This is a genomic window from Berryella intestinalis (assembly GCF_000814825.1).
In the GTDB taxonomy this organism is placed as follows: Bacteria; Actinomycetota; Coriobacteriia; order Coriobacteriales; family Eggerthellaceae; genus Berryella; species Berryella intestinalis.
The window spans coordinates 1183710-1209202 of record NZ_CP009302.1 but is presented as its reverse complement, the minus strand read 5'-3'; the positions used below and the strand labels follow the sequence as shown (position 1 = coordinate 1209202).

At 66.2% G+C, this 25493-nt stretch carries 22 protein-coding genes and 1 pseudogene; 16 read left to right on the top strand and 7 right to left on the bottom strand.

Features of this window, described 5'->3' with window-relative positions; translation table 11 throughout:
* The first annotated feature begins 52 nt into the window (after positions 1-52).
* The 8 genes and pseudogenes from JI75_RS05375 to JI75_RS05340 all read left to right on the top strand — a co-directional run bounded on the left by JI75_RS05375 (position 53) and on the right by JI75_RS05340 (position 9471).
* Positions 53-949 carry a formate dehydrogenase accessory protein FdhE gene (locus tag JI75_RS05375; protein ID WP_039689356.1) on the top strand — a complete coding sequence of 299 codons (897 nt, stop codon included), beginning with the start codon at positions 53-55 and terminating at the stop codon, positions 947-949.
* Between the two features lie 224 nt (positions 950-1173).
* Positions 1174-2346: an LCP family protein gene (locus JI75_RS05370; protein ID WP_240993135.1), complete on the top strand. Its 1173-nt coding sequence runs from the start codon at positions 1174-1176 to the stop codon at positions 2344-2346.
* 131 nt (positions 2347-2477) lie between these two features.
* Positions 2478-4043 carry an amidohydrolase gene (locus JI75_RS05365; protein ID WP_039689354.1) on the top strand — a complete coding sequence of 522 codons (1566 nt, stop codon included), beginning with the start codon at positions 2478-2480 and terminating at the stop codon, positions 4041-4043.
* Positions 4044-4143: 100 nt separating this feature from the next.
* Positions 4144-5910: a phosphotransferase gene (locus tag JI75_RS05360; RefSeq protein ID WP_039689352.1), complete on the top strand. Its 1767-nt coding sequence runs from the start codon at positions 4144-4146 to the stop codon at positions 5908-5910.
* Positions 5911-6154: 244 nt separating this feature from the next.
* A pseudogene (locus JI75_RS05355) lies at positions 6155-7396 on the top strand (amino acid permease); the annotation flags it as partial.
* Positions 7397-7460: 64 nt separating this feature from the next.
* Positions 7461-8249 carry an NTP transferase domain-containing protein gene (locus JI75_RS05350; RefSeq protein ID WP_052241630.1) on the top strand — a complete coding sequence of 263 codons (789 nt, stop codon included), beginning with the start codon at positions 7461-7463 and terminating at the stop codon, positions 8247-8249.
* A gap of 94 nt (positions 8250-8343) precedes the next feature.
* The gene (locus JI75_RS05345; protein WP_052241629.1) at positions 8344-8982 is read left to right on the top strand and encodes a class I SAM-dependent methyltransferase; all 639 of its coding nucleotides are present in this window, start codon (positions 8344-8346) and stop codon (positions 8980-8982) included.
* Positions 8983-9042: 60 nt separating this feature from the next.
* Positions 9043-9471, top strand: coding sequence for an FKBP-type peptidyl-prolyl cis-trans isomerase (locus tag JI75_RS05340; protein ID WP_039689348.1), 429 nt, complete (start codon positions 9043-9045; stop codon positions 9469-9471).
* 96 nt (positions 9472-9567) lie between these two features.
* Here the strand turns inward: JI75_RS05340 and JI75_RS05335 are convergent, their stop codons facing one another.
* A complete protein-coding gene (locus tag JI75_RS05335) occupies positions 9568-11013 on the bottom strand; it encodes a dicarboxylate/amino acid:cation symporter (protein WP_082019770.1) in 1446 nt (481 codons plus the stop codon).
* 337 nt (positions 11014-11350) lie between these two features.
* Between JI75_RS05335 and JI75_RS05330 the strand changes: the two genes are divergently transcribed.
* The 4 genes from JI75_RS05330 to JI75_RS05315 are packed head-to-tail and all read left to right on the top strand — an operon-like array spanning position 11351 to position 15248.
* On the top strand, positions 11351-12955 hold the full coding sequence (locus JI75_RS05330; RefSeq protein ID WP_052241628.1) for a lipopolysaccharide biosynthesis protein: 1605 nt from the start codon (positions 11351-11353) through the stop codon (positions 12953-12955).
* 42 nt (positions 12956-12997) lie between these two features.
* Positions 12998-13432 (top strand): zinc ribbon domain-containing protein, encoded by a 435-nt coding sequence (locus tag JI75_RS05325; RefSeq protein ID WP_052241627.1) that lies wholly within the window; start codon positions 12998-13000, stop codon positions 13430-13432.
* A gap of 59 nt (positions 13433-13491) precedes the next feature.
* Entirely contained in the window at positions 13492-14412 is a 921-nt protein-coding gene (locus JI75_RS05320; RefSeq protein ID WP_052241626.1) for a DUF5685 family protein, read from the top strand.
* The gene (locus JI75_RS05315; RefSeq protein ID WP_039689346.1) at positions 14409-15248 is read left to right on the top strand and encodes a J domain-containing protein; all 840 of its coding nucleotides are present in this window, start codon (positions 14409-14411) and stop codon (positions 15246-15248) included. The genes JI75_RS05320 and JI75_RS05315 overlap by 4 nt, the downstream gene beginning before the upstream one ends.
* A gap of 20 nt (positions 15249-15268) precedes the next feature.
* On the opposite strand, the gene sdaAA is transcribed toward JI75_RS05315, so the two are convergent.
* Positions 15269-16879 carry an L-serine ammonia-lyase, iron-sulfur-dependent, subunit alpha gene (gene sdaAA / locus JI75_RS05310; protein ID WP_039689344.1) on the bottom strand — a complete coding sequence of 537 codons (1611 nt, stop codon included), beginning with the start codon at positions 16877-16879 and terminating at the stop codon, positions 15269-15271.
* A 284-nt stretch (positions 16880-17163) separates the two neighbouring features.
* Between sdaAA and JI75_RS09315 the strand changes: the two genes are divergently transcribed.
* From JI75_RS09315 to JI75_RS05290, 4 genes are all read left to right on the top strand, one after another.
* Entirely contained in the window at positions 17164-18906 is a 1743-nt protein-coding gene (locus JI75_RS09315; protein ID WP_240993134.1) for an ABC transporter ATP-binding protein/permease, read from the top strand.
* A complete protein-coding gene (locus tag JI75_RS09310) occupies positions 18884-20542 on the top strand; it encodes an amino acid ABC transporter ATP-binding/permease protein (protein WP_039689340.1) in 1659 nt (552 codons plus the stop codon). Before JI75_RS09315 ends, JI75_RS09310 begins: the two co-directional genes overlap by 23 nt.
* A 30-nt stretch (positions 20543-20572) precedes the next feature.
* Positions 20573-20998 (top strand): nitrous oxide-stimulated promoter family protein, encoded by a 426-nt coding sequence (locus JI75_RS05295; protein ID WP_082019769.1) that lies wholly within the window; start codon positions 20573-20575, stop codon positions 20996-20998.
* A gap of 132 nt (positions 20999-21130) precedes the next feature.
* Entirely contained in the window at positions 21131-22084 is a 954-nt protein-coding gene (locus JI75_RS05290) for a magnesium transporter CorA family protein (RefSeq protein ID WP_039689338.1), read from the top strand.
* Here the strand turns inward: JI75_RS05290 and JI75_RS05285 are convergent.
* The 5 genes from JI75_RS05285 to JI75_RS05265 are packed head-to-tail and all read right to left on the bottom strand — an operon-like array spanning position 22077 to position 25456.
* Complete coding sequence (locus tag JI75_RS05285) at positions 22077-22721, bottom strand: histidine phosphatase family protein (RefSeq protein ID WP_052241625.1); 645 nt, start codon at positions 22719-22721, stop codon at positions 22077-22079. The two genes, JI75_RS05290 and JI75_RS05285, sit on opposite strands and share 8 nt — an antisense overlap.
* Complete coding sequence (locus JI75_RS05280; protein WP_039689336.1) at positions 22712-23059, bottom strand: hypothetical protein; 348 nt, start codon at positions 23057-23059, stop codon at positions 22712-22714. The genes JI75_RS05285 and JI75_RS05280 overlap by 10 nt, the downstream gene beginning before the upstream one ends.
* On the bottom strand, positions 23056-23826 hold the full coding sequence (locus JI75_RS05275; RefSeq protein ID WP_039689334.1) for an adenosylcobinamide-GDP ribazoletransferase: 771 nt from the start codon (positions 23824-23826) through the stop codon (positions 23056-23058). The genes JI75_RS05280 and JI75_RS05275 overlap by 4 nt, the downstream gene beginning before the upstream one ends.
* A complete protein-coding gene (locus tag JI75_RS05270) occupies positions 23823-24374 on the bottom strand; it encodes a bifunctional adenosylcobinamide kinase/adenosylcobinamide-phosphate guanylyltransferase (RefSeq protein WP_039689332.1) in 552 nt (183 codons plus the stop codon). The genes JI75_RS05275 and JI75_RS05270 overlap by 4 nt, the downstream gene beginning before the upstream one ends.
* On the bottom strand, positions 24368-25456 hold the full coding sequence (locus JI75_RS05265) for a nicotinate-nucleotide--dimethylbenzimidazole phosphoribosyltransferase (protein ID WP_039689330.1): 1089 nt from the start codon (positions 25454-25456) through the stop codon (positions 24368-24370). The genes JI75_RS05270 and JI75_RS05265 overlap by 7 nt, the downstream gene beginning before the upstream one ends.
* Positions 25457-25493 lie beyond the last annotated feature (37 nt).

Genomic DNA, 25493 nt, shown 5'->3' with positions numbered 1-25493 from the left:
CGCCCTCGAGCGTTTACGTTCGGGGGCGACTGCCATGGAAGGACGAGATGTCATGGATCTGAAGAGAATCGACCGCGCGGTCGGGGCGTACCTGCAGGATGCCGAGCCCTCCGACGCGGCGCGGCTGAGGTTTTTCCGCGGCCTGTTCGAGCTGCAGCAGGAGCGCTGCGACGAGCTTTCGGGCGACGGCGGCGCGGCGGCCACAGCCGTCGAGGGGCTCGACGAGGCGTATCTGTCCGCACGCCCGCTTCTTCAGCTTTGCCCCGTTGCGATCGAAGCGGGGGATTTCGCCGCGACGTGCCGCAGGATAGCCGCCTATATGGCCGCCGAGGCCGGCCTGGCCGAAGATGTCGCCCAGGCGCTGGGCGCTATCGACTGGGACGAGTTTTCCCGTCGCGCCGACCTCGTCTTGGCGGGCACCGATCCGTCCGGGTTCGTCGAGGCCGTTCGAGCAGACGAGGGCATGGCCGAACCGTTCGGGGCGGCAGCCGGCGCCGCGGTGCTGGTGCTGGCCTTCGCGGTGAGGACCCATGTCCAGGCGGCGGCTGAAAGCCTGATGGACGCCGTGTCTGCGGACGCAAAGGAAGGCAATCACGCGCGTCCGCTGCACTGCCCGGTGTGCGGCGCCCCCGCAAGCCTGTCGCATGTGGGCGTCCAGGATACCCTCCAGGGCGGCGCTCGTTCCCAGTTCTGCTCGGCTTGCGGAACCACCTGGAATTTCGAGCGCATCCGCTGCGGTTCGTGCGGTTCGCAGGATCAGGGCGACCTGCATTACCATCACGTGGAAGGCGATCCGGCGCACAGGCTGCAGACCTGCGATGCGTGCGGAAGCTACCAGCGCGTGGTGTTCCAGGACGATCTGCGCGTTCCCGCCTGCCTCGATGTCGAGGACGTGGTGATGGCGAAGCTCGATCGCGTCGCCCTCGACCCGCGTTTTCACAGGGGCTGATCCGCCGCGCACCCGCGCCGGTCTCGGAGTTTCCGCGCATCATCTGCGCTTATCCGGCTGAGGTCGGACAGAGCGCGTCGAAGCGGCCTTTTCGGGTTTCGGGCGAGATCGTATAATTTCCGGGTTTGGGCGATCGGTCGTATAGAATAATGGGCATCGGCTTGGGTTATGTACCGAGCCGGTGCCTTTCAGCGTTGTGGAGGTCGAGAGAAACGAGGGAACGCGTGGCACAGGACAACCAGAAGCGCGGAAAGCATGCGCGTCTGCCCGAGCAGCCCGATTCGAATCGTCAGACGCCCCCGACGGGAGCATCGCGCCCCGAGTTCAACAGGCAGCCCGGCATCCGGCCGGTGGTCATGCCCCAGCAAAGGGGCGGGCGCGCTTCGAGCGCGCAGAGCTACGATCGGTCGCTGTACGGTTCCGGCCAGGGGGCGGCCCGCCCGAAGAAGAAGAAGGGGTCGCGCGCCCGCAAGGTGCTGCTGGGGATCCTCGCGGCCTTCCTCGTGCTCGTCATCGGAGCCGCCGCAGCCGTGGCGCTGTACCTGAACTCCCTGAACAGCACCATTTCCATCAAAGACAGCGACGAGGCCATGGAGATCAAAGAGGCGCTGCAGGCGCCCGTCGCCTCGTCGAATCCCAACGAGGCGGATGCGTACTACACGCTGCTCATCGGATCCGATGCGCGCAGCGGCGATACGGCGTCTCGATCCGACGTGCTCATCCTGGCCCGCGTCGTCCCCTCCGAGGGCAAGGTCACCATGGTGTCCATCCCGCGCGACACCAAGGTCGAGATCCCCGGCTACGGAACCCAGAAGATCAACGCCGCCTACGCCTACGGGGGCGTGGCCGGCGCGGTGAAGGCCGTGTCCGAGTTCGCCGGCGTCCCCATCACCCATTACGCCGAGGTGCATTTCCAAGAGCTCGAGGATCTGGTCGATATCCTGGGCGGCGTGTACGTCGACGTGCCCGTGTCCAACGACCAGACGGGCGCGAGCAACACCGGCGTCCAGCTGAGCGCCGGCTACCAGCTCCTCAACGGCGAGCAGGCCCTCGCGCTTGCCCGCGAGCGCTACGGGTACGCGCGCGGCGACTTCCAGCGCGCCGACAACCAGCGCCTCGTGGCCACGGCCATCATGAAGCAGGTTCTGCAGACCCCCGCGCTCGAGATGCCCTCCACGATCCAGCGCCTCGCGGCCTGCGTGACCACCGATATGTCCGTGACCGACATCATCGGCCTTGCGCAAGCGTACCGGTCTGCCGGCGACCTCACCGTCTACTCGGCGCTCGCCCCGTCGAGCACGGCCACGATCGACGGCGTCAGCTACGTCATCACCGACGAGGCGGCGTGGAAGACCATGATGCAGAAGGTCGACGCGGGCGAGGACCCCGGCAAGTAGCCCTTCAGGTCCGCCGACCCCCGGCATCGGGGGCCGGCGCGCTTCCGACGCGCGCGATACGGGTGGCTTTGCCGCCGCATAGGCCCGGAGTCTTTCCGGCTTGGCGGCCCTTTCAGGGAAGGGATGGCTGTATGAAGGTCTACGAAGGCGCGATCCTCACGGTCGATGCGAACGACACGGTCGCACGCTACCTGGTGGAAGAGGGCGGCACGATCCGCTACGTGGGAGACGAGCTCCCCGAACGGTACGCGGGCGCGCCCCGCGAGCGTCTGGGCGAGCGCGCCCTTTGCCCCTCGTTCGTCGATACGCACCAGCACTTCGCGAGCCTTGCGACGTTCAACGCGGGGCTCAACGTCATGGAGGCGCGATCGAACGACGAGATCAAGCGCATGGTGGCCGAATTCTCCCGCACGTATGAGGGCAAGATCCTGATCGCGTTCGGGGCTTCGCCGTACTCGGTTGCCGAAGGCCGCCTCCTGTCGCGGTCCGAACTCGACGAGGCGTGCCCCGACAAGCCGGTGATGATGGTCAAATACGACGGGCATGCCTGCGTGGTGAATTCGATGCTGCTCGGCCTGATCGAGAAGGACGTGAGAGGTCAGCGCGGGTACCATCCCGACACCGGGGAGATGAACCAGGAGGCGTTCTTCAAGGCGCTCGACCGCATTACCGGGTCGATCTCGATTCCCCAGCTGGTCGGGAACATGCAGCGCGCGATGGACTACCTCGCCGCGCGCGGGATCGGCATGGTGCACACCGTCAGCGGGGTCGGGTTCCCGGGCGATATGGACATCTCGATCGAGAAATGGGTGGGCCGCAGCGCCCAGAGCGGTTTCCAGGTGCGCGTGTTTCCCCAGTCGCTCGAGGTGAAAACGGCTCTGAAGCGGGGGCTTCCGCGCATCGGGGGCTGTTTCGCCTGCGCCTTGGACGGTTGCTTCGGCAGTCGCGACGCGGCTTTGAGGGAGCCCTACGAGGGCGCAGACGATGCGGGCGTGCTGTACTACACCGACGAGCAGCTGATCGGCTTTTGCTGCGAGGCGAACCGGGCCGGGCTCCAGATCGAGATGCACGCCATCGGGGATGCGGCCTTCGACCAGGCGACCCGGGTGCTGAAAGCCGCGCTGGACGACTTTCCCCGCCAAGACCATCGGCACGGCATCATCCACGCGTGCCTTCCCACCGAATCGGGCATGCGGATCTGCGCGGACTACGGCATCCACCTTCCCATGCAGACGAGCTTCATCGATTGGCCCCAAGAGCCCGATTCGTACCTGGCTTCGATCATGGGGGAGCGGCGGGCCTCTCGCCTCAACCCGCTGCGCACGCTGTGGGATGCGGGCATCACGATGTCGGCCGGCTCCGATGCGCCCTGCACCGATCCCGACCCCATCCTGTGGATGCAGCGCGCCTGCAACCACAGCGTCGAGGGCCAGTCCCTCACGCCGCGCGAGGCCCTGCGCATGTGCACGTACAACGGGGCGTGGACGACGTTCGACGAGGATCTGCGCGGCTCCCTCGAGGTGGGAAAGGTCGCGGACATGGTGGTGCTGTCGGAGAATCCCTACGAGATTCGCGCTTCTGAGCTGGGCAGGATCAAGGTCGAGCGGCTTTTGCTGGGCGGGCTTGCCTACCGTTGCCAATCGCAAGGCTTCCTCTCGGCCGTGGTGAAGGGGATCGCCGGTAAAAGCAGGATCTAACTTCATGCGGTAGAATGCGGCCTCTTCGCGTATAATGTTCAAAAATGTTTCAAGATATTGTTTTATGAACTAACTGAACGCTATACCGAACGAGGACGTTATGCTCAACCGCAACCAGTTCAAAGTGCTTGTCTGCTTCAAGCTTTCCGACCGGCCCACCCAGCGCGACGTTTCCATCGAAACGGGGCTTTCCCTGGGCACGGTGAACCATGCCTGCCTCTACCTGCGCGAGGAGGGTCTGCTCGACCATGATTCCCATGTCACGCCCGCGGGGGAGGAACTGCTCGAGCGGTACCGCGTGGGCAACGCGGTGATCCTGGCGGCCGGGGCCTCGACCCGTTTCACGCCGCTTTCCTTCGAGAAGCCCAAGGCCATGTTCGAGGTGCGCGGAGAGGTCCTGATCGAGCGGCTGGTGCGCCAGCTGCGCGAGGCGGGCATCGACGAGGTCGTGGTCGTGGCGGGCTACATGAAGGAGTGCTTCTTCTACCTCGAGGAAGAGCTGGGCGTGAAGCTCCTGTTCACCGACGAGTACGTCCATCGCAACAACCATTCCTCGCTCTTCGCCGCACGCGCGCACCTCGGCCGCACCTACGTTCTCAGCTCCGACGAGTACTACGAGCGCAACATCTTTTGCCCCTATGCGTTCGACACCTACCTCTCGGCCGCACCCAGCACGGGGCGCGCCGAGCGGTTGATCCCGCGTCTGAACACGAAGTCCCGCATCTCGTCGATCCAGATGGGCAAGGAGAGGGGAATCGCCCTGCAGGGCCCCGCCTGCTTCTCGCCCGAGTTCTCGCGGCGCTTCATGCAGATCATCGCCGACGAGTACGACCTGCCCGAAACCGCCGACAAGCTGTGGGAGGAAGTGCTGTCCGATCATCTGGGCGAACTCACCGCCTATATCGAGCCTTACGGGGAGGGCGTCATCTACGAGTTCGACTACGTGACCGACCTCACTGCGTTCGACGAGGACTTCTTCGTCAACGTCGATTCGCGCATCCTCGATAACATCTGCCGCACGCTCGCATGCGAGCGCACCGACATCACCGACGTCGAGCCCATCAAAGCGGGCCTGTCGAACCTGTCGGTGCTGTTCGGCGTCCGTGGGAAGAAGTACGTCTACCGCCATCCGGGCAACGGAACCGAAGAGATCATCAGCCGCGCCTCCGAGGCCCATTCGCTTGCGGTGGCCAAGAAGCTGGGGCTCGACGACACGTTCGTGTTCGAAGATCCTGCCGAGGGCTGGAAGATATCCGAGTTCATCGAGGGATGCTCCGAGTTCGACGCCTCCGATCCCAAGCAGGTCGAGCGCGCTATGGAAATGATCAGGACGCTTCACGAAAGCGGCGAGGAATCCCAGTGGAGCTTCGATTTCTACGAGAACGGGAAGGGCCTGAAGCGCCTCTTGGCCGAACGGGCCTACCCGCTGCCGCGCGGCTTTCACGAGCTGGAGGTGCGCATCGACGAGCTGCGGGGGCTCATGGAGCGAGACGAGGTGCGCCGCGTCCTTTGCCACAACGACTTCTACGCGCCCAACATCCTCGTGCGGGGCGACGACATGTGGCTCATCGACTGGGAGTACTCCGGTATGAGCGACCCGGTGTGCGACATCGCCAACTTCGTGGCCCAGGGCCCCGCCTGCGGCATCGATGCGGCGCTTGGCACCTACGGCGTCTACCTCGGGCGCACGCCGAACGACGACGAAGCCCGCCATTTTCTCGGCTGCGTGGCCGTGGTCGGCTGGTACTGGTACGTCTGGGCCATCTACAAGGAGGCCCGGGGCCATCCCGTCGGCGACTGGCTCTATCTATGGTACAAGGCGGCCTCTAAATTCGCCGCCGCCGCTTGCGACAGGTATGCGAGGTAATTCGATATGAACGACAATCAGATGGGGGTGTCCGCCGCGGCCGAGGGCCGGGCGGCCAAGGGTTTCGCGGCCCGCGAGGCGCTATCGGCTGCGGGAAGCGTGCAGGGCGACGAGTACTTCGCCAAGCGGTCCTTGAAGAAGGGATCGGTCGGCTGGATCCTGCTGGTGAGCCTGGGCGTGTCCTACACGATCTCGGGCGACTTCTCGGGATGGAACTACGGTATGCAGAACGGCGGCTGGTGGGGCATGGTGGGGCATGCTGTTCGCCTTCACCGTCATGGGGCTCATGTACCTGTGCACGGTGTTCGGTCTGGCCGAGCTGTCCAGCGCCATTCCCACGACGGGCGCCGGGTTCGGGTTCGCGCGCGCGGCCATGGGACGGGTGGGCGGTTTCGTCACCGGGTTGGCCCTGGTCATCGAATACGTATGCGCCCCCGCCGCCATCGCGACCTTCATCGCGAACTACATCCTGGAGCTGGGGCTTTTGCCGGGCGTGGAGCCTTTCGCGCTGGTCGTGGCCGCCTACGTGGTGTTCACGGGCCTGCATATGTTCGGGGTGGGCGAGGCGCTGCGCCTCATGCTGATGATCAGCGGCATCGCGATCGTCGCCCTCATCCTGTTCGCCATCGGCGTCGCTCCGACGTTCGACTTCTCCAACATCGCCTACGGGGCGGGCGGCGGCAACCTCACGCTTCAAGGGGCGCTCATGTGCCTTCCGTACGGCATCTGGTTCTTCCTCGGCGTCGAAGGCGTTCCCCTGGCAGCCGAGGAGTCGAGCGATCCGCGCCGCGACATGCCGCGCGGCCTTATCGGGGCCCTGACGGTTCTGGCCCTCACCGGGTTCTCGGTGCTTCTTTTGGCGGCCGGTTCGGCGGGCGTGGCGGCCATCGGGCCGAGCGATGCGCCCTTGGTCGACGCGCTGCGCCTGGCGGGCAACCCCTTCCTGGCCACCGTGCTGAACTGGGCGGCCCTGGCCGGACTCGTGGCTTCGTTCTTCAGCCTGATGTACGCCGGGTCGCGCCAGGTGTTCGCGCTCGCCCGCTCGGGCTATCTTCCCAGCTTCCTGGCGCTTACCGGCAAGCGCCACACGCCCTGGGTCGCGCTGCTCGCATCGGCGGGGCTGGGCCTTGCCATCGTGTCGGTCATGCACGACGGCGCGCTCATCCTCAACGTCGCGGTGTTCGGAGCCTGCGTGTCGTACGCGCTGATGAATCTGTCGCATCTCATCCTGCGCCGCAACTCGCCCGATATGGAGCGCGGGTACCGCACGCCCGGGGGCACGGCCACCACGCTCGTCGGCCTCGTCCTCTCGTGCGTGGCGGTGGTATCGACGTTTTTCGTCGACATGTTCGCCGCCGCATGCGCCGTCGCCGTGATCGTGGCGGGGCTGGGTTATTTCCGCCTGTACGCCTGCCGGCACCTGGTGGCGAATTCTCCCGAGGAGGAGTTCGCCCGTCTTGCTGCCGCCGAAGCGGAACTTCGCTAGAATAGCGGACGTGATTGCGCGACGGGCCGAGTCCGCATCGATCGGGCTCGGCGAAGGGAGAGACATGGCTGGATTATCGCCTCGGCAGTTCGAGCTTTTGGAGGAGAAGTACGAGAAGGGCCTTGCGACCGAGGAGGATCTGGCCGCGCTCGAGCCGTACCGGGCCCGGCGGGCGGTTCTGTTCGCATCGGGGTTCGGGAGCCGCATGCTGCCCATAACGATCAACACGCCCAAGCCGCTGGTGCGCGTGAAGGGACGCCGCATCATCGAGAGCCTGCTCGACGCCCTGGCCGCCATCGACGTCGAGGAGATCTACATCGTCGTGGGGTATCTGGCCGACGAGTTCGAGCTTCTGAGGAAGGACTACCCGAACATCACCCTTATCAGGAACGATCTGTACGACACCACGAACAACATCTCGTCGGCCGTGTGCGCAAGCGGGCATTTCCGCAACGCGTACGCCTTCGAAAGCGATCTCATGCTGTCGAAGCCGGGGCTGCTGAAGAAGTACAACTACGAAAGCTGGTATCTGGGCGTTCCGGTCGAATCGACCGAGGACTGGTGCCTGGACACCGAGGACGGCTACGTGGTAGACCTGCATAAGGGCGGCCGAGACTGCCACCACATGTACGGCGTGTCGTACTGGACGGCCGAGGCGGGCGAGCGCTTGGCCGAGGACCTGCCGCGCGAGTTCTCCCGCGACGAGAACCGCCAGCGCTTTTGGGACGACGTGCCTTGCGTCATCTGCCGCGATCGGTATCGCGTGCGGGTGAGGGAGTGCGCGTTCGGAGACATCGACGAGATCGACTCGTTCGCCGAGCTTCAGCAGATCGATCCCGCCTACCGCATCTAGGGCCCAGTTCGCCCCCAAGCGCGGAGCCCTCCGATCCGGAGGGCTTCGGCGCAGCTTGACCCCGCATCGTCGAACAGACCGAGGAGGCATCGGCATGGAACCGATCGTACCTGCGCATCCCGAGGGAAACCCCGCCTGCCCGGACGGGGAGGGCGGGCGCGCCATGCTTTCCCGCATGAACGCGGGAAAGCACGAGCAGCTGGCTAACTGGGGGCTCGACCACCTGTCGCTTTCGGGCGCGCGGCGCGCGCTCGATCTGGGCTGCGGAGGGGGAGCGAACCTGGGCCGCCTGCTCGCGCGCATGGCTTTCGGCGGCTTCGCGGCGGGTCTGGACTATTCCGAATTGAGCGTCGAGGTCTCGCGTGAGACGAATGCGACGGCTATCGCCGAAGGCCGCTGCGAGGTGGTTCTGGGCGACGTGTCGCGGCTGCCCTTCGAGGATGGGTCGTTCGACGTGGTCACGGGGTTCGAGACCGTGTACTTCTGGCCCGACGTCGAAGGCGCGCTTTCCGAGGCGCTTCGCGTCCTCAAGCCGGGCGGCGTGCTTCTCATCTGCAACGAGGTCGATGGGGAGGACCCTGCGATGGTCGAGTTCGCGCGCACCGTCGAAGGGATGAGCGTCTACACCGCCTCCGAGCTGGAGTCCTTCATGTCGAAGGCCGGTTTCTCGGACGTGCGGGCCGATCGCGATCCCCAGACGGGGCACATGTGCGCAATCGGTATGCGCCCGTAGCCCGCAGCCTCGTTTCCTGTACACTGGGCGAATCTGTTTTTCAAACGAAAGGGGCTCTTCATGGGCAACGAGGGCAAGAAGGTCAAGGCGCACTACATCGGGACGCTCGACGACGGCACCCAGTTCGACTCGTCGTATTCGCGCAACGAGCCGATCGAGTTCACGGTCGGCGCGGGGATGATGATCCCGGGGTTCGACAAGGCCGTGGCCGAGATGGAGGTGGGGCAGACCACATCCGTCCACATCCCGGCAGCCGAGGCGTACGGCGAGGTCGATCCCAACGCCGTGCAGACCATCCCGGTCGCCCAGCTTCCCGGAGCGGAGAACTGCACGGTGGGGCAGCGCGTCATGCTGAGCGGCCCGGGCGGGATGCCCATGCCCGCGATGGTGGCTGCGCTTGAAAACGACACCATCACGTTCGACTTCAACCACGAGCTCGCAGGCAAGGACCTCAACTTCGAGATCACCCTGGTCGAGGTCGTCGAATAACCCGATCGACTTCGGGTGAGGGCAGGCGCTTTTCCTGCAAATGAAAACCCCCGGTAGCTTGGGTGCTATCGGGGGTTTTTCGCGTTGTGCGGACCTCTATTTTCCGTGGGGCAGAGGGTCGTCCACGTCGGCGAAGCGGTCGAGGTCGCCCGAGGCTCCGATCTCGGATCCGGCGGGCGCTTCCACGTACGCTTCGGCGGTATGGGGGTCTTCGGACAGCGGCAACGCCCCCATGTCGACGGCCTCGATCTGGTCGTTTCTGAACACGTCGCGATCGAGCATGCCCGCGGCGTTGGCGACGCAGGTGGTGACCACGCCGTCGCCGGTGACGTTGATGGCGGTGCGGCCCATGTCGAGGATGCGGTCGATGCCCATGATCATGGCGACGCCCTCGGCGGGAAGCCCGATGCTCGAGAACACCATGGCCAGCATGATGGTTCCCGAACCGGGGACGCCGGCGGTGCCGATGGAGGCCGCCGTGGCCGTCACGATGACGGACAGGAGCGCTGAGGTGGCCAGGTCGATGCCGAAGGCCTGGGCGCAGAAGATGACGGCGGCTCCCTGCATGATGGCGGTGCCGTCCATGTTGATGGTCGCGCCCAGGGGGATGGTGAACGAGGCCACCTTGGGGTTGACGCCGATGCGCTTCTCGAGCGTCTCCATGTTCAGGGGGATGGTGGCGTTCGAGGAGCTGGTGGTGAACGCGAACAGCATGACCGGCCAGAACTTCTTCAGGAAGTGGACGGGGTTCAGGCGCGTGAACAGGAACAGGATCAGCATGTACACGATGAACAGCTGAAGTAGCAGGCCGCCGTAGACGGTGAGGACGAACTTCAGCATGGGGACGATGCCCGAGATGCCGAGGTTGGTGAACGTACGGGTGATGAGGAAGAAGATGCCGACGGGGGCGATCTTCAGCAGCAGGGCGATCATCTTCATCATGATCGCGTTGAACTGCGTGAAGAAGCGGTTGACCGTGCCGACCTTATGGCCGACGCCGCCCAGGATGAAGCCCAGCAGCAGCGCGAAGAAGATGATCTGCAGCATGGTTCCCTTGGCCAGGGCGTCGAAGACGTTGGTGGGGATGATGTTCAGAAGGACGTCCTGGAAGGGCTGTGCCTCGACCGCCTTGGGCTCGACCGTGACGATGGAGCCCATGTCCAGCCCCAGGCCGGGGTTGGTGAACGAGGCCAGCACCATGGCGATGAGGATGGCGATGGCCGTGGTCACGAGGTACATGGCGATGGTCCCGCCGCCGATCTTGCCCAGCATCTTGGGATCGGCCATGGATGCGGCGCCCACGACGATCGAGCAGAACACCAGGGGCGCGACGAGCATCTGCATCATGCGCACGAATCCCTGCCCGATGACGTAGCAGACGCCTTCGATGAAGTACGTGCTGACGAAATCGCCCTTGACGACGACCCCGTTCAGAATGATTCCCAAAGCCGCACCGGCGAGAAGCGCAAGCAGAATCCAGGTCGTGTCGTTGAGCTTTTTCTTCTGCTTGGGCTCTTGGGTGCTTGATGTCGCAGCTGACATGCTGTAACCGTCCTTTCCGGAAGAACCGTGGCCGCTTCTCCGGTCACGCGTCGCCCTTGTTGTGCAAACGCAACCATTCTAAGGTACGAATAGCGCTCCAAGGCAGGTGAATCGGATTTTTCGGCGTGGAAGGCGCGGCTTTGCCCCTGCGCGCCGCATCCGGGCCCCTTGCCGTCGGGTCCGCGGCGCTTTCGGGCCCTCGGGGGCTTTCTCGGGCTCGCGCGCGGCACCGCGCGGTTCCGGTCGCGCGTTTGGTGGTTCTGCGGGGGTTTCCGGCGCCCGCGCGGCTCCCTATATAATGGAGGGGAACGAATCAGCACGGCATATCTCGAAGGGCATGGCTTTGACCGAAGATTTCCCCCGCACCAGGAACCGCCGGACCGCGCGCCGCCGCATAAGGCGGCCCAATCCGGTCGTCGCCTTGATGAATGCCTGGTGGGATCGTCTTCTGGGCGCCGCTTCGGGAGGCGGGTTCTCGGATGCGGCCGAAGAGTACGAAGCCCACAGCACCTCGCGCGACTACGTGTGGAACACCGTCGGCCTCATATCCTGGGGTGCGCTGTTCCCGGTGCTCACCATCGTGGTGACCCAGATTTCCGGCGCCGAGCGGGCCGGCATGTTCTCCATCGCCTTCGTCACGGCCAACCTGCTGTACTTCCTGGGCAACTACGGTGTGCGCACCTACCAGATCTCCGATCTCGAAGGGCGCCACTCGTTCAAGGACTACCAGGTGAACCGCGTCATCACTTGCATTCTGATGGTGGTCGCCGGCGCGGCGTGGTGCGCATGGCGCGGCTACGACCAGGCGATGACGGATCTGTGCGCGGCGGTCATCCTGTTCAAGATGGTCGATGCCCTGGCCGATGTGTACGAGGGGCGTCTCCAACAGGCCGACAAATTGTATCTGGGGGGCATCTCGCAGACCATCCGCTCGCTTCTGGCCCTCGTGGTGTTCGTCGTGCTGCTCGTCATCACGGGCAACCTCACGGCAGCGTCCATGGGCATGTTCGCAGCCGCCGCCCTGACGTTTCTGTTCGTGACGTTTCCCCTGGCCCTGCTGGAGACCCCGAAATCGGAGCCTCTGCGGGCCAAGGGCGTGTCCGACCTGTTCAGGGCCTGCGCGCCCTTGTTCTTCGCGCTGTTCATGTATGCGCTGGTGGACAATATGCCCAAGTTCGTGATGGACGGCGTGCTCGCCTACGACAACCAGCTGTACTTCAACGCGCTGTACTTCCCGGCGCAGGCGGTCCTGCTCACGGTCGGCTTCATATACAAACCGCAGCTCGTGCGCATGGCCGAGCTGTGGGCCGACGTGTCGCACCGCCGGCGGTTCGACATCATGATCTTGGCGATGGTCCTCGTTATCGTGGCCGTCACGCTTCTGGGCGTCGGGGCTATGAACTGGTTCGGCATCACGCTGCTCAGCCTCATGTACGGCCTGGATTTCTCCCAGTACGCCGACCTGGCCTTCATCATGCTGGCCGCCGGCGGGGTGACGGCGGGGATCGATTTCCTCTACCAGGTCATCGTCATCCTGCGCCGTCAGCGCGTGGTGACCGAGCTGTACTTCATCACGTTCGGCTTCTCGCTTCTGGTGCTGCTGCTGATGGTGAACATCACGGGCCTGGAAGGGGCGGTGATCGGGTACCTCGTCATCATGAGCATCCTGTTCGTGCTCCTGGTCCGCGAATACGTGTCGGTGCGCATCGCGTACGAGCGCGAACCCGAGTTCGAGGCGCTCGACGTGAAGCACGCGCCCGAGGCGAACTCGCATGCGCTTTCGGCCAGCGTGGTGGGCGATGCGCTGCTCTCCGACGACCGCGAGCGCGCCCGCCGCAAGCTGAGGGCGCGGCAGGAGGGCCTGGACGCGTCCGACCCGCGCTTCAACGAACGGGAAGATGCGCGCATGAGGCTCACCAAGCGCGGAAGGCATGCGAACTGACGGATCCGCCCTTGAAGGCGGCTGAATGCGAGGTGGTTTGACATGGCAGGGAACAATCAGCGGTTCGACTCGTTCGCGCGGCGGATGAGAGACGGCCTCATCGCCCTCAACCAAGGGCGCTACGGCATCGACGAGCTGGGCAAGTTCCTGCTGGGTGTGGCGATCGTGTGCATGATCGCCTCGCTTTCGCGCATCAGGCTGTTCTGGTTTCTGTCCACCGCCCTTCTGCTGTGGCAGCTGTTCCGCATGTACTCGCGCAACTATCCGGCCCGTGCGCGCGAGAACTCCTGGTTTATGGGCAAGACCGAGCGGCAGCGGGCCTGGTTCTCGCTTCTCGACAAACGTTGGACCAACCGCCGCACCACGCGCTACATCAGATGCCCGCACTGCAAGAAGGTGTTCTCGCTGCCGAAGGGGAAGGGCAAGATCCGCGCGACCTGCCCGCATTGCCACGAGCAGTCCATCCACACGACGTAACCGGCCCGCGCCGTCTTCGCGGCGGGGCCCCTTTCCCTATAGAAGGCAGGTCGAAAGCAGTGTTCGGCATCGTCATCCCCAGCAACGACGCCCTGTCCGAGGACGAGCGGGCCCGGTACCGGCAGGTGTACTGCGGTGTGTGCCATGCGCTGAAGGACCGATCGGGGCAGATGAGCCGCCTGTCGCTTAGCAACGACCTGACGTTTCTGGCGCTCGTGCTCTCGTCGCTGTACGAAGACGACGAGGTCTCCGATAAGGCGGCATGCGCGTTTCACCCCCGCGAGGGCCGCCCGCTTGCGCGATCGGCCTGCATCGACTACGCGGCCGATATGAACGTGGTCATGGCCTACCGCAAATCGCTCGACGATTGGGCCGACGACGCAAGCAGGGCCGCGCTTCTGTACGCGAAGACGCTCGAGCGGCGCTATCGGGACATCGAGGCCCGTTGGCCCGTCCAGTGCCGCGTGGTCGAGCTGGGGTTGGAGCGCATCGCGCGCATCGAGCGGGAATGCCCGGTGGGAGGGGAGGCCTTCGGCGGCGACGAAGCGGCCCGCTGCTTCGGAGCGGTGCTGGGAGAGCTGTTCGCCTACCGCGAGGACCGCTGGGCGCCGCTTCTGCGGGAGATGGGATTTTGGCTGGGGCAGTTCGTGTACGTGATGGATGCCGCCCTCGACCGCGAGCGCGACGAGCGCACCGGGTCGTACAACCCGCTTCTGCAAACAGAGTTGTCGGTCGAAGAGCTGCGCAGCATCCTGTCGGGCTTTGCCTCCGCGGCCGCCGCGGCGTTCGAGAAGCTGCCTTTGGTAAAGGATGCTCATCTCATGAGAAGCGTGCTTTATTCGGGCATTTGGGCTACATTCAACGAGACGTACGAAGCGGCACCCCCGCGCGACGGGGCGCCTGCGCAGCAGCGCGGCGCGGACGTCGGCGGGGGCGGCGAGGCGCGTTCGCGCGCGACGAGGCAAAAGGTGGATCCGTGAGCAAGACCCCGTATGAGATTCTGGGCGTGTCCCCCTCGGCAAGCCCTGACGAGATAAAGAAGGCGTACCGGAAGAAGGCGCGCGAGAACCATCCCGACCTCAATCCGGGCGACGAGGGCGCCGCGGCGCGCATGAACGAGATCAACGAAGCCTACGATCGGCTGATGAACCCCGACAAGTACGCGCGGGAAGACGCCCGCCGGCGCGCCCAGGAGGCCTATGCGCGCGGCGGCGCTGCGGGCCCGACGCAGGGCGCGGGCTACTACGGCAACCCCTTTGCAGGGGGCTATACGTACACGCCGGGCGCAAACGGGCAGGGCCCGCGCACCTACCAGGGGCAGAACGGCTGGGTGTACACCACGTTCACCTGGGAGGACATTTTCGGCGACTACACCTATGCGGGAGCGGGCCCGCGCGGCATCCACCCCGAGGCCTCGGCGGGCGACTCCGCGGCGATGCGCTCGGCCATCGACGACATCAACGCCGAGAACTACGCCCGCGCGAAGGCAACGCTCGACGGCATCGCCCCCAAGGAGCGCACGGCGCGCTGGCTGTACCTGGCTTCGCTGGCAAACTACGGCGCCGGTCACACCGTTTTGGCCTACGAGCAGATCAGACGCGCGGTTCAGAACGATCCGGGCAACGTCGACTACCGCCGCGTGCTCGCGTCGTTCCAGACGGCGGGGCGCGCCTACGAGCAGGAGGCCCAGACGCGCGGGTTCAGCCTGGGGACGACGGGATGCCTCCAGTGCTGCTGCGGATTGGTGGCCCTCAACCTGTGCATCGGCTCGTGCTCGCGCATCGGGGCGTTCTCCAGCCTGAACGGGTGCCAGTAAGCCGGAGGGCCGCAGGCCGGCTAGCCGATGCCTTTGAATTTCGCGCAGGACGGGCAGGCCGCCATCCCTCCGAGGGCCGTTTCGCGCAGTTCCATGGGAAGGGCGCGCCCGACGCGGTACATCGCGTCTACGGTCTCGTCGAACGGCACGATGTGCTCGATTCCGGCAAGCGCGCATTGGGCTGCGATGAGGGCTCCCGCCGCAGCCGAGGCGTTGCGCATCTGGCAGGGGGCCTCCACCAGGCCCGCGATGGGGTCGCACACCAGCCCCAGCGTGTTGGAGATGGCGGTGCTCGCGGCATCGAGGCACATGCGGGGCGTTCCGCCCATCAGCTCGACCGCAGCGCTGGCCGCCATGCCCGCTGCCGAGCCGATCTCGGCCTGGCATCCTCCCTCGGCTCCGGCGACCGTGGCGTTGCGCGCGATGAGGTACCCGATCGCACCGGCGTTCATCAGCGCCTTCTTCATCTGTTCGTCGTCGAATCCGTAGGCCTCCTGCAGGGATAGCAAAACGGCGGGGATGACGCCCGAGGACCCGGCGGTCGGGGCGGCCACGATGCGGCCCATCGACGCGTTCGTCTCCAAGACGGCCAGCGCGTAGGCGGTGAGCTTCGCGAAGGCGCCCCGAGCGACGCCCCGCTCGCCCAAGGCGGCCACGCGCGCCGCCTCGCCGCCGATAAGGCCCCCCATCGACTTGCCGGGGCGCGCGAGGGGCCTGCGGGCCGATTCGCGCATCGCATCGAGCGCGTGGGCGAGGTACCGGCCGGTGGCGCGTTCGTCGGCGGGACGGGCGTCCATCAGCGCCTCCTCGCGCTGCGAGAAGGCCTCGCTGATCGAGGCCCCGTTCCGATCGCAGTACGCGAGGAGCTCGGCGGCGCTCGAGAAGTCCAGCTCTTTGAACCGCGCCTGGGCGTCGGCCGGGTAGAGGGTGGGCACCACGGCGTCGGCGGGCTTCGATGCGGAGGCGGCGGGGATGAAGCGCACCGACTTAACGGCGTCGAAGGCCAGTATGCAGTCGATGGTCGACGGATCCACCTCGTCGTCGATCTCCAGGACGGTGAAGGCGTCCCCGCCCTTTTCGGTGCGGTGCATGGTGACCGTGCCGATGTTTATGGAACGGGACCCGAGGCAGCTGGCTATGTGCGCGAGCACGCCGGGGGCGTCGTTCTGATAGACGATCATGTTGTTGAATTCGCCCGTGACCTCGACGTCGATCCCGTCGATGCGGGTGAGTTGGGCGGCCCCGCCCCCGATCGAGACGCCCCGCACCTCGATGCGCGAGCCGTTTACGTCGGTCACGCGGATATCGACCGTGTTGGGGTGCGGCGTCTCGGAAGCGGTGTCGGGGGTGACGACGATGTTCACGCCGCGCTCGCGCGCGAGGTCGAACGAGGTGCGCAGGCGCAGGTCGTCGGGCAGAAGGCCCAATATGCCGGCGACGAGGGCGCGGTCGGTTCCGTGTCCTCGGTACGTATGGGAGAACGACCCGTACAAGACGAATTCGACCTCGACGGGCTCTGCCGCGAGCAGGTTGCGCGTCATGAGCGCGATGCGGCAGGCCCCGGCGGTGTGGGAAGACGAGGGGCCGATCATGATGGGGCCGATGATATCGCGGATTCCCAGGGGGTTCATAGCGGCTCCTTTGCTGGATGGGTGAGGTTGCCGGCTCGCCGGCCGGCGTTTCAGCGCCATCATACCGTCTGCGCGCAAGGGCCCCCTCCCTTTGTCGCTGGGCGGTAGGCAGCCCTCCATCGGAGGAGGGACGCGCTCGGCAAGGTAACGGCTGCGTGTCGTGACGATCCGATGTAACCTTATCTAACTTTGATCGTGAGTATACTTTCGATGCTAAAACATTAAGCATCTTGCAGAAATCCGCGGCCCCGTGCCGCGCTAGCTTGAGCGAGGTTCGTTTCGTGATGGATAGAAGACTCCTGTCGCTTGTTCCGCAGGCGATGGGCCATATTCTCGCAACCGTGGGGTGGCAATGGGTCGGCTTGGTGTCGAACATCGCCCTGGTCTGGGGGATCGTATCTGTTCTAGCGGCTTTGGCCGCAGGAGGGGAGCTGCCCCTCGCAACCGCGGCGTCGCTGTGCGCCGCGGCGTGCGCGGGCAAGGTGGCTTCGTCGGCCCTGTCTCAGAAGTCGAGCTTCAGGGCGTCGGAGGACATCAAGTTCGTGCTGCGCGAGAAGATCTACCGCAAGCTTCTGCGCCTCGGCCCCGCTTATTCCGAGAAGCTGACGACGGCCGAGGTCGTGCAGGTGTCCGTCGAGGGCACCGAGCAGCTCGAGACCTATTTCGGCCAATTTCTGCCCCAGCTGCTCTACGCGGTCCTCGCGCCGCTCACCCTGTTCGCCGTGCTGTTCCCGTTCAGCTGGCAGGCGGCCGTCGTGCTGCTTGCGTTCGTGCCGCTCATACCCCTCACCATCATGGTCGTCCAGCGTATCGCCAAGCGGCTGCTGTCCCGGTACTGGGATCAGTACACCCAGTTGGGCGACGGGTTTCTCGAAAACCTCCAGGGGCTTGCCACGCTTAAGATCTACCAGGCCGACGCCGCTCGCCACGAGCGCATGAACGCCGAAGCCGAGCGCTTCCGCATCATCACCATGAAGGTTCTGCGCATGCAGCTGAACTCGATCATCGTCATGGACATCGTGGCGCTCGGGGGCGCGGCGGCCGGGATCGGCGTGGCGCTGTCCCAGTTGGCGGCCGGCACGATCGACCTGTTCTCGTTTTTGTTCATCGTCCTTCTCTCGGCCGAGTTCTTCCTGCCGATGCGCCTTCTGGGGTCGTTCTTCCACATCGCCATGAACGGGATGGCGGCCAGCGGCAAGATCTTCGCGCTGCTCGACCTCGACGAGCCGGCCGAAAAGCCCTTGCGCGCCTCTGCGGGAGACGCGATCTCGCTTGCCGACGTGACGTTTGGCTACGAGGAGGGCCGCACGGTTCTCGAGGGGGTTTCCCTCGACGTCCCCGCAGTCGGCATGACCGCGATCGTGGGGGCGTCGGGGTCGGGCAAGTCGACTGTCGCCCACCTCATGGCCGGGGGGTCCGACGCGTATGCGGGCGATATCCTCGTGGGCGGCAAGCCGATCCGTTCGGTGTCGGTCGAAAGCCTGGCCAGACACGTCGTCACGGTCCGCATCGGAAGCTACCTGTTCGGCGGCACCGTCCGCTCGAACCTCGCGGTAGCCAACCGGCAGGCGTCCGACGACGAGATGTGGCGGGCGCTGGAATCGGCCGCCCTCGCCGACTACCTTCGCGGGCAAAACGGCCTCGAAACCGCGATAGACGAGGGGGGATCGAACCTCTCGGGAGGCCAGCGCCAGCGCCTCGCGGTGGCGCGCGCCCTCCTGAGCGGCGCCGACGTGTACGTGTTCGACGAAGCGACCAGCAACATCGACGTCGAGTCCGAGGAGCGCATCATGGATGTGGTGCGGGCGCTTTCCCAGGTGAAATCCGTCGTCGTGATATCGCATCGCCTCGCCAACGTGGTGCGGGCGGACAGGATCTACGTGTTGGACCGGGGGCGCGTGACCGGTTGCGGTACGCACGAGGGGCTTTTGGAGGGCTGCTCCGCGTACGCCGATCTATGGAACAGCCAATGCGAACTGGAGTCGTATCGAGGAGGCGGGGCCCATGAAGCGCGCATCGAGCTTTGAGACCGTACGGAAGATGCTGGGGCTGGTCGACTCGATGACGGGCATCGTCGCGCTTGCCTGCGTGCTGGGGATCCTCGGGTTTCTGTGCGCCATCTTCATTCCCGTGCTGGCCGTCTACGGAGGGTTCGCCGCGCTGGGCGGGAGCGCCTTCCCGGGAGTGAGGGAGACGATCGCGCTCCTGGCGGTCCTGGCCGTCTTGCGCGGGGTGCTGCACTACCTCGAGCAGCTGTGCAACCACTACATAGCCTTCAAGCTGCTGGCCAATATCCGCGACCGCGTGTTCTCGGCGCTGAGGCGCCTTGCGCCCGCCAAGCTGGCCGGGGCCGATCGCGGCAACCTCGTGTCCATGATCACCTCGGACGTCGAGCTCCTCGAGGTGTTCTACGCCCATACCATCTCGCCCGTCGTCATCGCCGTGGTCACGAGCGCGATCATGGTGGGCTTCGCGGGGAGCATCCACGTGCTGTTCGCGGCGGTGGCCCTGTGCGCCTATCTGGCCGTCGGGCTGTTCGTTCCCGTATGGATCTACAGGAGCGCGGGGGATGTCGGCCTCGAGATACGCACCCGGTCGGGGCAGCTGTCGGGCTCTGTGCTGGGCAGCCTGCGCGGTTTGCGCGAGGTGCTTCAGTTCTCGGCGGGCGATCGCCGCATTGCGGATGTGAAGGAGCAGTCAGACCGCCTGCTTGTCGCCCAGCGCGCGCTGCGCGGGAAGACCGGTGCGGCCATGGCCTGCACGAATGCGCTCATCTTGATGTTCAGCCTCGGGCAGCTGGCCGTGGGCGCGGCGCTGTACGGGACGGGGGCCGTGTCCGGTGAGGGCGTCATCGTCGCAACGACGGCCCTGTTCAGCTCGTTCGGTCCGGTGGTGGCCCTGGCCAACCTGGGCACCACCTTGCAGGGAACCCTCGCGTCGGGCCAGCGCGTGATCGGGATCTTGGAGGAAGAGCCCCTGGTCGAAGAGAACGAGACCGGAGCCGACATCGAGTTCGACGGCGCGTCGGTCGAGCGCGTCGGCTTCTCGTACGGGGGCGAGCGCGTTCTTCGCGATATGTCGATCGACATCCCGCGCGGGCGGGTCGTGGGCATCTCGGGGAAGAGCGGGTCGGGCAAGTCCACCCTGTGCCGCCTGCTCATGCGCTTTTGGGATGTCGACGAGGGCCGCGTCGCGCTGTCGGGCCGATCGGTGCGCGATATACGAACCGCCAGCCTGCGCGACGCCGAGGCGTTCGTCGAGCAGGACACCCACCTGTTCCACGATTCCATCCGCGACAACCTGCTGATAGCCCGCCCCGATGCGACCCAGGACCAGATCGAAGCCGCCTGCAGGGCCGCCTCGGTCCACGATTTCATCATGTCTTTGCCCGACGGGTACGATACGATGGTGGGCGAGCTGGGCGATACGCTTTCGGGCGGCGAGTGCCAGCGCTTGGGGTTGGCGCGGGCGTTTCTCCACGACGCTCCGTTCCTGCTGCTTGACGAGCCCACCAGCAACCTCGACTCCCTGAACGAGGCCGCCATCCTCAAGAGCATCGACGAGCAGCGCGGCAAGCGCACGGTCGTTTTGATCTCCCACCGGGCCTCGACGATGGGCGTCGCCGACCGGGTGGTGTCCATGGACAGCGGCCGTGTCAGCTGAGAGCCCGTCCGGTTGCGGAAAGGAGCGCCGATGAAACGGTCCCACTGCGACGAGCGCACCGGTTCTGCAGCCGGCTCGCGCGGCGGCGGGGTGCCGGAGGGCGCGTCCGATCCGGGGCTCACCGAAAAGCAGAGGCGCGAACTCGAGGTCGTGCGGTGCATGATCGGCATCTACTGTCGGGGCCATCACGGCTCCAAGCGCGCGGAGCTGTGCGCGGAGTGCCGCGAGCTGGCCGACTACGTGGCCCAGCGCGTCGCGCGCTGCCCGATGGCCGATTCGAAGACCTTCTGCTCGTCGTGCCCGATCCACTGCTACCGGCCTGCGATGCGCGAGCGCATCCGCGCGGTCATGCGCTATGCGGGACCGCGCATGCTGCTGGTAAGCCCAATCAAGGCCCTCGCTCATGCCGTCGACACGCTGCGCGAGCGTACCCGCGGCGGGAAGGGGAGGGCCTGAAGCGGGCGGGGCGGTTCCCGGCCGCTTGTGTTCAATGACGTCTGTGCATCGGGATTTCTGCTCTAGGGGGTATACTTCCTAATGCTGTCCTGCTAATCGGTCGAAACGGCCCTGGCATCTAAGGAGGGGTACATGATCGAGTGCTTCAAGACCGGCCCGGAAGGAACGGTGCAGATACCCAGTCCCGTGCCCGGATGCTGGATCAGCGTAGTCGCTCCCGACCAGCAGGAACGCACGTGGCTGCAGGAAGAGGTCGGCATCGTCCCCGAGTTCGTGCGCTCCGCGTTCGACGAAGAGGAGAGCTCGCATACCGACTTCGACGACGACACGCGCCAGGCGCTCATCATCATCGACTGCCCTGCGATCGAAGACGATCAGGAAAGCGACGACCCTTCCGCCGTGCAGTACGAGACCCAGCCGCTGTCGGTGCTGTTCATCCCCGATCGGGACATCATCGTCACGGTCAGCCTGCGCCGCAACGAGACCATCGAGATGTTCGCGTCGGGCCGTATGCGCAACGTGAACACCAATCAGCGCGCGCGGCTTTTGCTGCGCATGCTGCTGCACATCTCCCAGCGCTACCTGCAGTGCCTGCGCAACATCGAGCGCCAGTTCAACCGCAACGAGAAGCTTTTGCGCGAGACGCTTCAGGACGAAGAGCTGGTCAAGATGCTGGGTTTCCAGAAGTCGCTCGTCTACTTCTCGACGTCGCTCAAGGCCGACGAGGCGACGCTGCTGCGTATCAAGAGCCGCCATATCATCCGGCTCTACGAGGAGGACGAGGACCTGCTCGACGACGTGTTCATCGAGATCCGCCAGGCCATCGAGATGACCAGCATCTACACCAACATTCTGGAAAGCACGATGGACACCTTCGGCACCATCATCAACAACAACGTGAACCAGGTCATGCGCACGCTGACCGTGGTCACGCTGGTGTTCTCGGTGCCGACGATCGTGTTCAGCTTCTACGGCATGAACGTGCCCGAACTGCCGTTCGGCGCGCTGTGGCTCGGCCCGATCGCCGTGGCGTTCCTGCTGGTGTTCGTGGCGCTGTACACACTGCGCCGCAAGAGGATCATCTAGCGCGCCGGGGTGCTCGCGGCGTTTCCCCGAACGGGAAATCGACGCTTACGGACTCGCAGAACCCCAGATGGAAGCCGAAGTAATCGCGCACGTCGGGCTTTTCGGCGAACCGTGCGGCCAGGGCTGTTCCCGCGTGGGCCACGATGACGGCCTGCGCATCCGACCGGGTGCGCGCAGCGAACTCGACGGCTGCCAGGCCGGACACGATGCGCTCGACGAACTCCGAGCGGCTCTCTCCCGCAGGGCAGCGCCCGACGCATCCCCCCTCCACCCAGGATCGGTAGTCCGCATCCGACTCGAGGTCGAAGCAGTTCTTCCCCTCGAAGGCACCGAAATCCATCTCGGCCAGCCCGTCGACGGTCACGATGCGCGCGCGGGGGAACAGGATGCGGGCGGTTTGCAGGCAGCGTTTCCGCGGGCTCGCGTAGACGACCTCGGGCTCGGAGGCGGGCGCGGCGGTTTTCGCCGAGCCCCCCTCCGCATCCGGCTCTCGGCGCTCCCAGGCCGCCCTCAGCTCATCGGCGCGCAGCCGGGCGGTTTCAAGGCCCGCGCGGCATAGGGGCTCGTCGGTGGTGCCGATGTAGCGCCGTTCCAGGTTGCCGGCGGTTTGCGCATGGCGGAAGATCGTCAGGCGCATGGGGGCCCCTTCAAGACGACGGGGATGCCGCAGACCGTCTCGATGACGGTGTCGGCCCGCGCGGCCAGAAGCGCGACGCCGCGCTCGATGCGCTCGCGCTCGCGCCGCTTTTCGGGGCTGCACGGGACGATGCCGCCTCCCACCAGGCGGCAGGCGACGGCGAACCGGCAGGCGAGGTCGTCTGCTATCGCGGGCGCCTCGGCCTCGGCGGCGTCGGCGAACAGGAGCTCGGCGTCGTCGACGACCGAAAGGCCCTTCGCATCGCCCCCGTGCGATTGCGCAAGGGAGTCGAGCAGCGTGGTCTTCCCCGAGTGGGCGCCTCCGACGATGAGGATCATGCTGCACCTGCCAACTGGGAAAACGCGATGCAAGCGAGGTAGGCGAGCTCGCAGAGGCACAGATGGAAGCCCGCGATGTCGCCGCTCATGCCCCCGAAGTTCTTCTCGGCGAAACGCTTGGTGCGCGCGAGCAGGAGAAGCGATGCGGCGGTCGCGAGCGATCCTGCGACGGGGGACAGCGCGATCGCCGAGGCCGCCGCTGCGGCGATGAGCGCCGCGAGGATCGGTTTGGAAGACGGTGCGGCGAAGTCCCGTTCGCGGGCGAGCATGCCCTGCTCGGGCGAGCGCGGAAACGACGCCACGGCGAATCCGGCGGTCGCGCGGCTCATGACGTAGACCAGGCCCGCAAGCGCGCTCGTGCGCGCGTCGAAGGCGATCTGGCCGGCGAAGGCGAACGAGGCCAGAAGGTAGGCTGCCACCCCCATGACCGCGAACGCCCCGATATGGGGGTCCTTCAGGATCTCGCGCTTGCGCGTTTGGTCGGCGCAGCTCGATTGCGCGTCGATCACGTCGGCGAACCCGTCGAGGTGGATCCCGCCGCTGAAGGCGACCGGGATGAGCGCCGGGCCCAGCGCGATGAGGAAGGGCGAGGCCCCCGCATGCGCGAGGATGCCGCACCATGCGGCCACGAGCGCGCCGAGCGGGACGCCGACGAGCGGCATGCAGGCCGCAACGAAGCGCATGTTGCGGGGCTCCCAGGCGACGGGCGGCATGGGAATGCGGGAGAACAGGGAGAACGCGACGGCAAGCGATCTGAGGAAGCTCATCGGGTGCCCCCTTTGATGCAGACGGGGATGCCGGCGGTGCATACGTGCACCTCGTCTGCCCGCGCGGCGACGAGGCATCCGGCGCGCCCCAGCGCCTGCAGGTATCGCTCGGTTTCCGGCGAGGGCGCGGGCGCGCCCAGCCCCGACTCGATGGTGACGGCGATGAGCTGCGCGCACTGGCCGGCCAGGTGAAACACGCCGTCTGCGGCGCGCTGCGCGGCGAAGAAGGCGTCCTCTTCGGTCGGGCATGAGCGCACCTCGGGGGAAAACAGCTCGTTGGCGACGAGGTTTCCCAGGTCCTCGACGAGAACGGTGCCGGTGCGGGCGTCGGCGGGCAGTTCGAGCGACGACAGGTCGCGCTCCCTCTCGATCACGCGGAAGCCGCGCCCGGCCCTTAGGGAGCGGTGGCGCTCGATCTTCTCCTGCGCGGCTGTGCCCTCGGGCGACATGGTCGCGAGGTAGTAGCGCGGATGCGGGCGGTGCGCGGCGAGCTTTTCGGCGAACGCGCTTTTGCCGCTGGCCGCGCCGCCGGTTACGAGTATCAGCATAGGCGGTGGTCCCGGTAGGCTTCCATATCCAGCTCTCCGAACGTGGTCCCGCGGGAGAACAGCTCGAAGGCGGCGTCGAGCAGCCCCAGCATGCAGACTGCACCGGCGCCCTCTCCGAGATGCATGCCCGCGCAGATCGCGGGCGCGTCTCCGATACGCTGTCCCAGCGCGTCGCACAAAGAGCGGCTGGCGGGCTCGCTCGATACGTGCGAGAGGACGAGCGCGTCGGCGGTTGCGGGGTCCATGAGCAGGGCCGCAAGCGCGGAGGCCTGCCCGACCATCCCGTCGACGACGACGGGTACGCGCAGCCTGCGGGCCTCGATCGCGGCTCCCGCCATGGCGACGAGGTCGAATCCGCCCAGGCACCGCAGCGCCCGCTGCGCGTTTCGGCCCTCGTCGCCGCGCGCGTCCGACCCGACGCTCTGCCCGACGGGAAAGCCGTTGGCCGCAAGCGCGCGCCTCACCGCGTCGGCCTTGCGCGCGAGGGCATCTTGCGGCAGCCCGGCCCCCGGCCCCGTGGCGTGATCGGGGTCGAGCCCCAGCAGGGCGCAGGCCACGGCTGTGGCCGTGGTGGTGTTGCCGATGCCCATCTCGCCCAAGCAGACGATGTCGCAGCCCTGCCGCGCGACGCGGGCCATGATGCGCCCGCCCGCCTCGAGCGCGCGGGAGAACTCGGCTTCGGTCATCGCGGGGCCTTCGGCGATGTTGTGCGTTCCGCGTGCGACGGCGGCTGAGACGAGTCGCTCGTCGTCGACGGGGATCGCCATCCCCACGTCGGCGGCGACGACGCGGGCTCGGGCGCTTCTGGCCAGAAGGCACACCGACGAGGTTCCCGCTGCCAGGGCTTGCGCGATGACGGAGGTCGTTTCACAGCCCGACTGGCTGACGCCTTCGGCCACCACGCCGTTGTCGGCGCACATGACGACGACGGCGCGGCGATCCAGCCGAAAGTCGGTCGTGCGCTTCAGCCGGGCGATGCGCGCGATGGTCTCCTCGAGCGTCCCCAGGCCGCCCAGGGGGTGCGCTATGGAGGCCCAGCGCTCGTGGGCGGCTCGGTATGCGGATGCTTCGTCGGCGATCATGCGGCTCCTTGCGGAATCGGTTCTGCATCCATGATAG

What these genes read in the sequence shown, in the direction of transcription:
- JI75_RS09315 (WP_240993134.1), top strand. Translation starts at nt 17,164, where the DNA reads ATGGATAGAAGACTCCTGTCGCTTGTTCCGCAGGCGATGGGCCATATT.
- JI75_RS05325 (WP_052241627.1), top strand. Translation starts at nt 12,998, where the DNA reads ATGGCAGGGAACAATCAGCGGTTCGACTCGTTCGCGCGGCGGATGAGA.
- JI75_RS05330 (WP_052241628.1), top strand. Translation starts at nt 11,351, where the DNA reads ATGGCTTTGACCGAAGATTTCCCCCGCACCAGGAACCGCCGGACCGCG.
- JI75_RS05375 (WP_039689356.1), top strand. Translation starts at nt 53, where the DNA reads ATGGATCTGAAGAGAATCGACCGCGCGGTCGGGGCGTACCTGCAGGAT.
- JI75_RS05335 (WP_082019770.1), bottom strand. Translation starts at nt 11,013, where the DNA reads ATGTCAGCTGCGACATCAAGCACCCAAGAGCCCAAGCAGAAGAAAAAG.
- JI75_RS05360 (WP_039689352.1), top strand. Translation starts at nt 4,144, where the DNA reads ATGCTCAACCGCAACCAGTTCAAAGTGCTTGTCTGCTTCAAGCTTTCC.
- JI75_RS05275 (WP_039689334.1), bottom strand. Translation starts at nt 23,826, where the DNA reads ATGAGCTTCCTCAGATCGCTTGCCGTCGCGTTCTCCCTGTTCTCCCGC.
- JI75_RS05265 (WP_039689330.1), bottom strand. Translation starts at nt 25,456, where the DNA reads ATGATCGCCGACGAAGCATCCGCATACCGAGCCGCCCACGAGCGCTGG.
- JI75_RS05290 (WP_039689338.1), top strand. Translation starts at nt 21,131, where the DNA reads ATGATCGAGTGCTTCAAGACCGGCCCGGAAGGAACGGTGCAGATACCC.
- JI75_RS05340 (WP_039689348.1), top strand. Translation starts at nt 9,043, where the DNA reads ATGGGCAACGAGGGCAAGAAGGTCAAGGCGCACTACATCGGGACGCTC.
- sdaAA (WP_039689344.1), bottom strand. Translation starts at nt 16,879, where the DNA reads ATGAACCCCCTGGGAATCCGCGATATCATCGGCCCCATCATGATCGGC.
- JI75_RS05295 (WP_082019769.1), top strand. Translation starts at nt 20,573, where the DNA reads ATGAAACGGTCCCACTGCGACGAGCGCACCGGTTCTGCAGCCGGCTCG.
- JI75_RS05365 (WP_039689354.1), top strand. Translation starts at nt 2,478, where the DNA reads ATGAAGGTCTACGAAGGCGCGATCCTCACGGTCGATGCGAACGACACG.
- JI75_RS05285 (WP_052241625.1), bottom strand. Translation starts at nt 22,721, where the DNA reads ATGCGCCTGACGATCTTCCGCCATGCGCAAACCGCCGGCAACCTGGAA.
- JI75_RS09310 (WP_039689340.1), top strand. Translation starts at nt 18,884, where the DNA reads ATGAAGCGCGCATCGAGCTTTGAGACCGTACGGAAGATGCTGGGGCTG.
- JI75_RS05270 (WP_039689332.1), bottom strand. Translation starts at nt 24,374, where the DNA reads ATGCTGATACTCGTAACCGGCGGCGCGGCCAGCGGCAAAAGCGCGTTC.
- JI75_RS05280 (WP_039689336.1), bottom strand. Translation starts at nt 23,059, where the DNA reads ATGATCCTCATCGTCGGAGGCGCCCACTCGGGGAAGACCACGCTGCTC.
- JI75_RS05345 (WP_052241629.1), top strand. Translation starts at nt 8,344, where the DNA reads ATGGAACCGATCGTACCTGCGCATCCCGAGGGAAACCCCGCCTGCCCG.
- JI75_RS05350 (WP_052241630.1), top strand. Translation starts at nt 7,461, where the DNA reads ATGGCTGGATTATCGCCTCGGCAGTTCGAGCTTTTGGAGGAGAAGTAC.